Genomic DNA, 8,321 nt, shown 5'->3' on the forward strand with positions numbered 1-8,321 from the left:
AAGCGAGAAATCAGGTAAGTATCCCTGACTTTAACTTTATAGATTTAAAGGGAGGAGAGGATTATGAAGTAATCAAAAACTCAATAGAGACCCTGCCCGTAATGGAAGATAAGAAGATCATTATTTTAAGAAACATAGACCTATCCAAAGGGGGGATCAAAAACCACAAGGACATAACAGATAATTTGACTAATGATCTGGACGAATTTCCTGAATATGCTAGCATGTTTATAATATCCGACAACCCTCCCTTCAAGGGGAAATTTTATAAGAAGCTAGCGAAAACTGATTCAGTTGTCAAAATAGAAAGATTAGACAAAAATGAACTTAAATCTTTTATAGGAAAGAAGTTTACAAGAGCAAACAAAAAGATTAAAAGATCACTTATAGATGATATTATAAATAGGTTCTCTTATCTAAATAAGGATAGTGAGATTAAATTATATGATGTTTCAAATACTATAGATAAGATTATCGCAAACTCGGCAGATGAGATAGTAAGGCCAGAAGATGTAAAAGATCAGCTTAATGAGATATTAAATCTTAATATCTTTAACCTAACCGATGCTCTATCAAGTAAGGATGGAAAAAGGTCGATTGAAGTCTTTGAGACTATGAGAAAATCCGGCGAAGATCTCTTTATGATCTATCATATGATTATAAGACAGGTGAGAAACCTTATAGGAATTAAATCCTTAACTAGTCGTGGCTTTAATGATTCCTTCATACAAAAATCCTTGGGCATATCTCCCTTTGAGCTAAGAAAGGTCAAGGGTTTTGCTAGAAACTTCAGCCTAGAAGAGCTTTTTAGCTTACACGATACTCTCTTCGATATGGAAGTTAGACAGAAAAGCAGGGCCTTTGATATGGACCTAGAACTAAAAATTCTTATAGGAAAAATTATAAAATAAAAAATGAGTGATTATCAGTAGACATATGTGAGGATCCGATACTGATATTCACTCATTATTATTATGCATTTACTTGATTTAGAGCCTTAGCTAATCTTGATGTTGTTCTTGCAACTTTGTTTTTGTGCATTACGTTTTTAGCTTCAGCTTGTTTTAATCTTTTGTCAGCTTTCTTAAAGATAGCAGTAGCTTTTTCAACGTCTTTTTCTTCGATAGCTGCATCAAAATTTTTGATTAGTGTTTTGATTTCGCTTTTTCTAGATTTGTTTCTTAGAGTGTTTCTTCTAGCGACGTCAATTCTCTTTTTACTAGATTTAATATTTGCCATTGTACTTTCACCTCTTTCCCGAACATTTTTGTTCGACTGATACATTTTACCATAAATTGGGATATTAAACAAGGATTTTTTTAAAATTGTTCAATAATTTGGAAGAAAAAGAAATTTAGTATATAATTTAATAGAAATGAGAGGTAAATATGAGTGAAAATAATAAAAAATCTAAAAGCGACAGCATACTTTATGCAATTTGGGATTGGGTCAAGACTATAGCTATTGCCCTAATCATTACCATACTTGTAAAGATGTTTATCGTTGATGCAACTAAAGTTTCAGGTAAATCTATGCTAAATACCCTCCACGATGGGGATATTCTCCTAGTAGATAAGATAGGAAGTAGGTTTAGAGACTTTAAGAGAGGCGATATAGTAATACTCAAAGCCCCAGATCATCCTAATAGACTCTATGTCAAAAGAGTTATAGGAGAAGAGGGAGATACTATAAAGCTTTCTGATGGCAAAGTTTTTGTCAATGGTAAAGAGCTTGACGAAAACTACACATCCATACCAGAAACAGATCCTTCAACGGAAATTACAGAATGGACTTTGGGAGCTGATGAGTTTTTTGTTATGGGAGATAATAGGATTCCTGGAGCTAGTAATGATTCTAGAAGCTTCGGACCTATTTATAAAGATAGACTTGTAGGCCATGCCTTTGTGAGATTTTATCCGATAAATAGGGCAGGTCTTATAGATCACAATCCATACCCAGATGAAGAATAAGGAGCTATATGAAAAGGAAAGAAAATATTAGAAATTTCTCGATTATTGCCCACATCGATCATGGTAAGAGTACTCTTGCAGATAGGCTAATAGAAAAAAGCGAAAACCTATCTCAAAGAGAGATGTCTAACCAAATGCTTGATGATATGGAACTAGAGCAAGAGAGAGGAATAACAATAAAATTAAAGTCAATTAAAATCCACTACAAGGCTAATGATGGCGAAGTTTACGAGCTAAACCTAATAGATACACCAGGCCATGTCGACTTTAATTACGAAGTGTCAAGATCGCTTAAGGCCTGTGAGGGAGCAATCCTTGTTGTTGATGCAAGTCAGGGAGTAGAGGCTCAGACCCTTGCAAATACTTACCTTGCCCTAGAACAAGACCTAGAGATTTTGCCAGTACTTAATAAAATCGACCTCCCATCAGCAAGGCCAGACGAAGTAAAAAGAGAAATAGAAAATGAGATTGGCCTCGATGCGGATAATGCACCAGAGATATCTGCAAAGACGGGACTAAATATAGAAGATGTCTTAGAAGATATAGTTGCCAATGTCCCAGCCCCAGAAGACCATGACGATAAGCCCCTTAAGGCCTTAATCTTCGATTCTTACTATGATTCTTATGTAGGGGTAATATGTTATGTAAGAGTCTTTGAAGGTGTTGTAAGACCTGGTGATGAGATTGTCATGATGAATACAGGCAAAAAATACGAGGTAAACACCGTAGGCTACACTATGAAGCAAAGGATAGCCACCAAAGAGCTTAGGAGTGGTGATGTAGGTTTCATCGAAGCAAGCATCAAGGAAGTAAAGGATGCTAGAGTCGGTGATACTATCACAACCATAGCAAATCCTACAGATAAGCCCCTATCTGGCTACAAGGAAGTTCTTCCTATGGTATACTCAGGAATTTATCCTGCAGAAGGAGAAAGCTTCGACAAGCTACGTGATTCCCTAGAAAAACTTCAAGTAAATGATGCAGCCCTAGTCTTTGAGCAAGAAAACTCACAAGCCTTGGGAGTTGGTCTTAGGGCAGGATTTCTTGGTCTCCTTCACATGGATATCATAACCCAAAGGTTAGAGAGAGAATACGACCTAGATATCATTGCGACAGCCCCATCAGTAATCTATGATGTAAAACTTAAGGGATCTGATGAGATGTTAGAGCTACAAAACCCTAACGACTTCCCAGACCCAACAGAAATAGACTATATAGAAGAGCCGATTACAAGATCAGAGATAATCACCCCTAAAGAATATATAGGTCAGGTAATGGACCTTGCCCAATCTAGAAGGGGCGAGCTAATCGATATGACCTATATAGATGAAAATAGGGTTTCAATTAAATATAAGATTCCTCTAAATGAAGTAATATATAACTTCTTTGATTCCCTTAAATCAAGATCAAAGGGCTATGCTTCCTTAGACTATGAGCTAATAGGCTATGATAAGTCAGACCTTGTTAAGCTTGATATACTAATCAACGATAAGACCGTAGATGCCCTATCATTAATAGTTCACAGAGATAGCGCCTATACTAGAGGACGTGGAATTGTAGAAAAGCTTAAGGAAGAGATTCCAAGACAACAATTCGCAGTTCCAATCCAGGCTGCTGTTGGTGGCAAGATCATAGCAAGAGAGACTGTAAGAGCTCTAAGGAAAGACGTTATAGCTAAATGCTACGGCGGTGATATTTCTAGAAAGAAAAAGCTTCTTGAAAAACAAAAAGAAGGTAAGAAGAGAATGCGTCAGCTAGGAAACGTAGAAGTCCCACAAGATGCCTTCCTCGCCGTCTTAAAATTAGACGATGAATAGAAAGCTTATGAAGTTTAAAAGTAATACTAAGTTATCAAGAAATAAGTAAAGAAAAAGCAATCCAAGAGGTTGCTTTTTCTTTAAGGAGTTTTTATGAATATAAGTCAAATAAAAGAGAAGTTAAAAAAAGACGAAAGAAACAAAACCTACAGCGAAAGAGGTATTGAACCAATTTTTCAAATAAATAAAGATTCTAAGATTTTAATAATAGGCCAAGCTCCAGGAAAAAAGGTCGAAGAGACAGGGATATTATTTAATGATAAGAGCGGTGAAAGACTAGTAGAATGGCTTGGAATTGATATGAAAACTCTCCACGGAGGCGATTTTTCAATAATTCCTATGGATTTCTATTATCCGGGCAAGGGTAAGTCGGGAGATAAGGCTCCGAGAAGATTTATAGCGAAAGAATACCATCCCTATTTACTTGACGAGCTTAGAGATATAAAACTTACGATCCTTATTGGAGCTTATTCGCAGAAGTTTTACCTAAAGGATAATTTTAAGAAAAATCTCACTGAAACTGTAAAATCCTTTGAGGATTATCTTCCTAAATATTTCCCTCTAGTTCATCCGAGTCCCCTAAATAACAGGTGGATGACCAAGAATCCTTTCTTTGAGAAAGAAGTTATTCCTGCTCTTAGAAATCTTGTTGGAGAAATTATCTAAATTATTATTCTTAGAAAAATTGGGTATAGTGATAATGTTGATAGTAATTATCATTAAGGAGAATTTATGGAAAATATAGATAAGAAGATTTATAAAGTTAAGATTTTAGATATAAAAGATGAATTTAAGAATGTTAAGACCTATACTCTAGAAAAGCCGGATGACCTTACTTGGGAGGAAGGATCGAGCTTTCATCTAGCAATCCCTGGTTTTAATGAGGGAGGAGAGGTTAATAAGAAGCTCGTCCATCACCTTAGCATCAACACCCTCACAGATGACGATACAGTAAATTTTACGACCAAGTTTTCTATAAGAAAGTCCGACTTTAAGAAGGCGCTTTTAGAGAAGAAGGTAGGAGATTATCTAGAATTCTTTAAGGTCAGATGTCACATGAAGCTTAGAAGAGAAAATAGACCTATAGTCCTTTTATCTATGGGAATTGGCCTTACTACCATGAGACCTTTGATCAATAAATTCAAGAAAGATCCAAGTGGCATTCCAGAACTTTTAAGTATAAATGTAGCAAGGAAGGACAATCATCTATTTGAATCCGAGATTTCTAAAGTAGATGACAAGATATTTAGACAAGTTTGGGTGGACTCCAGGGCAAACTTCTTTGAGACCTTAAGAGAAATGGAAGCTAAGGATTCTATCTTCTATGTAGTAGGAAGCAATGAGTTCCTCCTAGATAATATCGTAACCCTCAGAGAACTTGGAGTAGACGATAAGGATATAATGATTGATCTAAATGATAAGAAAAGAGCTACCATGTTTATGGCGGCTAACAATCATGAGTTTTTGTAAGGAGGATTTATGAAAAAGATAAGTGCAAATATTTTGGATGGGAAGTTTGAACATCTAATCGATGAAGAAAAACTACAAGTGACCCACCTACAGATAAAATCTGGCGAAGAAATACCAAGTCATAAGTCTGACAAGACTGTTATAGTTGTTATTTATAACGGCAAGGTTGAATTCACTGGAGAAGATGGGAAAGACCTTATCCTTCCTGGCGATATAATCAGGATGGATCCAAATGAAGTCCACTCCCTTAAAGCAATAGAAGATAGTGACTTGTTAGTTATAAAGGCGGCGATTTAAGACGAAAGTCGCCTTTTTACATAGGAGAAATTATGAATATTGATATTAATATAGATAAATTTATACTTGAAGGCGAAAGGATAAAACTTAGAGCCTTTAGGAAAACTGACCTAGACGATTTCTATAACTACGCCAAGACTCCTGGACTTGGAGAGGCGGCAGGTTGGTTTCACCATAAGTCAAAGGAGGAAAGCGAAGAAATCCTAGATACATTTATAAGGGATAAGAATATCCTAGCCATAGATATGGACGGCAGGGTTATAGGTTCAATAGGAATCCATAAGTATGATGGAGAATTTTTTGAAAACCTAGCTGACAAGAAGGCAGCAGAGCTTGGTTTTGTCTTAGCAACAGACTTTCAAAATCAAGGAATAATGACAGAGGCCTTGGAGATCCTTATTTCCTACCTATTCGACGAAGTCGGACTAGATGTTTTAGTTGGAGGATTCTACAGAGGAAATTTCAAATCCAAAAAGCTCCATGAGAAATTAAATTACAAGTATTATTCTTCTCATCTTACAAAGACTAATATGGGAACCATGGAAGTGACTCATGAATATATCCTAAGTAAGGAAGATTTTGAAAATTATTTAGCTAGCAAAACGGATAAGGAAACTGAAGTTAGCGAGATGGAAGATAACAAAGCAATTAAAAAATTCGATAAGCAAATTATCTACCACAAGGATTTAAAATTGGGAGGAGAGGCCATCATTAAGGCCAAATACCCAAATACTCTAATCTTTGTAAGAATTGGTTTAATCGAATATAAGTCAAAGGCCTACCCAGGAGGAGATCTTATTAGGATTGAAGGAAGTTGCGAGATTGAGCTTAAAGGACTTAGAGACAGTGAGATCATTGTAGTTGAAAGTGATTTGAGATAGGAAGTTTATGAAAAAAGTTGGTTGCTATATCCACATTCCCTTTTGTGAGAAAAAATGCTATTATTGTGACTTTGCAGCATTTGAGGGACTCGAAAATTGGATTGACACATACATCGACAATTTAATAAAAGAAATCCACCTCTATAGAGAGAATATGGACCTTGCAATTGATACAATCTATATAGGTGGTGGGACCCCTTCTTATATTAATCCTTCATATATTGAGAAAATTATAGGAGAAGTAAGGGAATTTGATACAGATATCAAAGAATTTAGCCTAGAATGCAATCCTAATTCTATAGATGAAGCTAAATTACAAGCCTATAAGAATCTGGGTGTGACTAGGATTTCCCTAGGAGTCCAGTCCTTTGATGATAAGGTGCTAAGAAATATTGGTAGAAATCACAATAAAGAAATAGCCATAAGAGACATTAAGCTTATTAAAAGCTTTGGCTTTGATTTATCCTTTGACCTTATGCTTAATCTACCTGGCCAGGATTTCGATTCTGTCAAAAGAGACCTAGAAATGGTAAAGAGCCTTACTCCAGATCATATTTCCTGGTATTCATTAATCTTAGATAAGGGATCTAGATTTTATGCTTTAGATAAAAAAGGAGAGTTAGACTTGATGGATGAAGACCTTGAGGTCGATATCTTTTCATATCTTGTTGATGAATTAGATAAATTGGGTCTTAAAAGATATGAGATTTCAAATTTCGCAAGAGCTGGCAAGGAGTCAATTCACAATAAGAAATACTGGAATATAGATGACTATATTGCCTTTGGCCTGGGAGCTTCGGGATTTTTGTCTAATAAGAGATATAACAACACGAGAAACTTTGTAAAATATGATAAGGCTCTTAGAGAAGGAGAGTATCCTATTGTTTTTGAGGAATTTATAGATAAAGATGAAAGAGAGAAAGAATACATTATCTTTAAGCTTAGGGAAAGCGCGGGCATAAATCTAGCTGAGTTTAGAGAAAAATTTGCTTGTGATTTCTTAGTTAAATATGAAGATGCTATAGAAAAATTCAAGGGTCAGGACTTTTATAAAATCGATGATAATTTCTATTTTACCAAAAAGGGAATGAGCCTTTCCAATGAGTTTTTTGTAGAAATAATATAATTGTTAACAATCAATAAGATTTATATTAAATTATAGATATTTCTCTTATTTCGTTCTCGTTAAGAAAAGGATTTTTGTCTAGTTTTTCTTGAAATAAATATCCTGTGTTAGGATCCTGTTATTTTTCTAGCGATGTTGCTTATAATATCCCCTATTTTGTGTTGGCTATATTATTTTATGTCTTTGAAACTTTTGTATTCCGCTAGAATTATTCTAATTATTGCATTGTGTTTTACTTTGCTTTAGGTGAGCTTGTATTTTCCCTGTCAATTTGTGATTAGTGAGTTGAGCGAACGAAAGAGATCGAAACAATAAATCACCTGCTATGCAGGAGGAGGGATTAATCTTTAGCTTAAAGCACCAAGAAAACCTACTTAAGGTGTAATTGTGATAGTCACATACAAAATTAAATAAGGAGGTTAAAACTTGGACAAGAATAGTTTATAAAATACTGAATGGAAATAAAATAAAGGAATATGTACAAAATCAATTAAAAAAAGATTGTTACACTGACCAAATAAGTATTTAGGAATACTATGACCCGTTTACGGGAAAGTCAGTAAATAAGAACAAATAAAAAAACTGCTTAAGCAGTAGTTGGGATAGTGGTGCATGTGACAGAATACTCGACAGCCCCAATAGGGGCGTGCCGGTATTCGCGCCTTATAGGCGCTGTGCAAACTACCAGCTAAGCTGGTAGTTTTGATTGTTCACTTAAGTGAGTTGAGCGAACGAAAGAGAGCGAAACAATAAACCACCT

The 8,321-nt window shown here is 35.3% G+C and carries 9 protein-coding genes; 8 read left to right on the forward strand and 1 reads right to left on the reverse strand.

Annotated features, from left to right (window positions below; translation table 11 throughout):
- Window positions 1-911, forward strand: a 911-nt coding sequence (holA, locus tag RCH56_RS06860) for a DNA polymerase III subunit delta (protein ID WP_306484235.1), incomplete at its 5' end; no start/stop codon positions are given.
- 61 nt (window positions 912-972) lie between these two features.
- Here holA and rpsT read toward each other — a convergent pair.
- Window positions 973-1,239 (reverse strand): 30S ribosomal protein S20, encoded by a 267-nt coding sequence (rpsT, locus tag RCH56_RS06865; RefSeq protein WP_306484236.1) that lies wholly within the window; start codon window positions 1,237-1,239, stop codon window positions 973-975.
- A gap of 149 nt (window positions 1,240-1,388) precedes the next feature.
- Between rpsT and lepB the strand changes: the two genes are divergently transcribed.
- The 7 genes from lepB (at window position 1,389) to hemW (ending at window position 7,561) form a co-directional block, all read left to right on the forward strand.
- The gene (lepB, locus tag RCH56_RS06870) at window positions 1,389-1,970 is read left to right on the forward strand and encodes a signal peptidase I (protein WP_306484237.1); all 582 of its coding nucleotides are present in this window, start codon (window positions 1,389-1,391) and stop codon (window positions 1,968-1,970) included.
- An 8-nt stretch (window positions 1,971-1,978) separates the two neighbouring features.
- Window positions 1,979-3,787 (forward strand): translation elongation factor 4, encoded by a 1,809-nt coding sequence (gene lepA / locus RCH56_RS06875; protein WP_306484238.1) that lies wholly within the window; start codon window positions 1,979-1,981, stop codon window positions 3,785-3,787.
- A gap of 93 nt (window positions 3,788-3,880) precedes the next feature.
- Window positions 3,881-4,453, forward strand: coding sequence for a uracil-DNA glycosylase family protein (locus RCH56_RS06880; protein WP_306484239.1), 573 nt, complete (start codon window positions 3,881-3,883; stop codon window positions 4,451-4,453).
- A gap of 66 nt (window positions 4,454-4,519) precedes the next feature.
- A complete protein-coding gene (locus RCH56_RS06885; RefSeq protein WP_306484240.1) occupies window positions 4,520-5,257 on the forward strand; it encodes a hypothetical protein in 738 nt (245 codons plus the stop codon).
- A 9-nt stretch (window positions 5,258-5,266) separates the two neighbouring features.
- Window positions 5,267-5,554, forward strand: coding sequence for an AraC family ligand binding domain-containing protein (locus tag RCH56_RS06890; RefSeq protein ID WP_306484241.1), 288 nt, complete (start codon window positions 5,267-5,269; stop codon window positions 5,552-5,554).
- Window positions 5,555-5,586: 32 nt separating this feature from the next.
- A complete protein-coding gene (locus RCH56_RS06895; protein ID WP_306484242.1) occupies window positions 5,587-6,435 on the forward strand; it encodes a GNAT family N-acetyltransferase in 849 nt (282 codons plus the stop codon).
- A 7-nt stretch (window positions 6,436-6,442) separates the two neighbouring features.
- Window positions 6,443-7,561 carry a radical SAM family heme chaperone HemW gene (gene hemW, locus RCH56_RS06900; RefSeq protein WP_306484243.1) on the forward strand — a complete coding sequence of 373 codons (1,119 nt, stop codon included), beginning with the start codon at window positions 6,443-6,445 and terminating at the stop codon, window positions 7,559-7,561.
- Window positions 7,562-8,321: the final 760 nt, after the last annotated feature.

This window comes from Anaerococcus sp., assembly GCF_030825785.1.
In the GTDB taxonomy this organism is placed as follows: domain Bacteria; phylum Bacillota; class Clostridia; order Tissierellales; family Peptoniphilaceae; genus Anaerococcus.

What these genes read in the sequence shown, in the direction of transcription:
- RCH56_RS06895 (WP_306484242.1), top strand. Translation starts at nt 5,587, where the DNA reads ATGAATATTGATATTAATATAGATAAATTTATACTTGAAGGCGAAAGG.
- RCH56_RS06890 (WP_306484241.1), top strand. Translation starts at nt 5,267, where the DNA reads ATGAAAAAGATAAGTGCAAATATTTTGGATGGGAAGTTTGAACATCTA.
- lepA (WP_306484238.1), top strand. Translation starts at nt 1,979, where the DNA reads ATGAAAAGGAAAGAAAATATTAGAAATTTCTCGATTATTGCCCACATC.
- RCH56_RS06880 (WP_306484239.1), top strand. Translation starts at nt 3,881, where the DNA reads ATGAATATAAGTCAAATAAAAGAGAAGTTAAAAAAAGACGAAAGAAAC.
- RCH56_RS06885 (WP_306484240.1), top strand. Translation starts at nt 4,520, where the DNA reads ATGGAAAATATAGATAAGAAGATTTATAAAGTTAAGATTTTAGATATA.
- lepB (WP_306484237.1), top strand. Translation starts at nt 1,389, where the DNA reads ATGAGTGAAAATAATAAAAAATCTAAAAGCGACAGCATACTTTATGCA.
- rpsT (WP_306484236.1), bottom strand. Translation starts at nt 1,239, where the DNA reads ATGGCAAATATTAAATCTAGTAAAAAGAGAATTGACGTCGCTAGAAGA.
- hemW (WP_306484243.1), top strand. Translation starts at nt 6,443, where the DNA reads ATGAAAAAAGTTGGTTGCTATATCCACATTCCCTTTTGTGAGAAAAAA.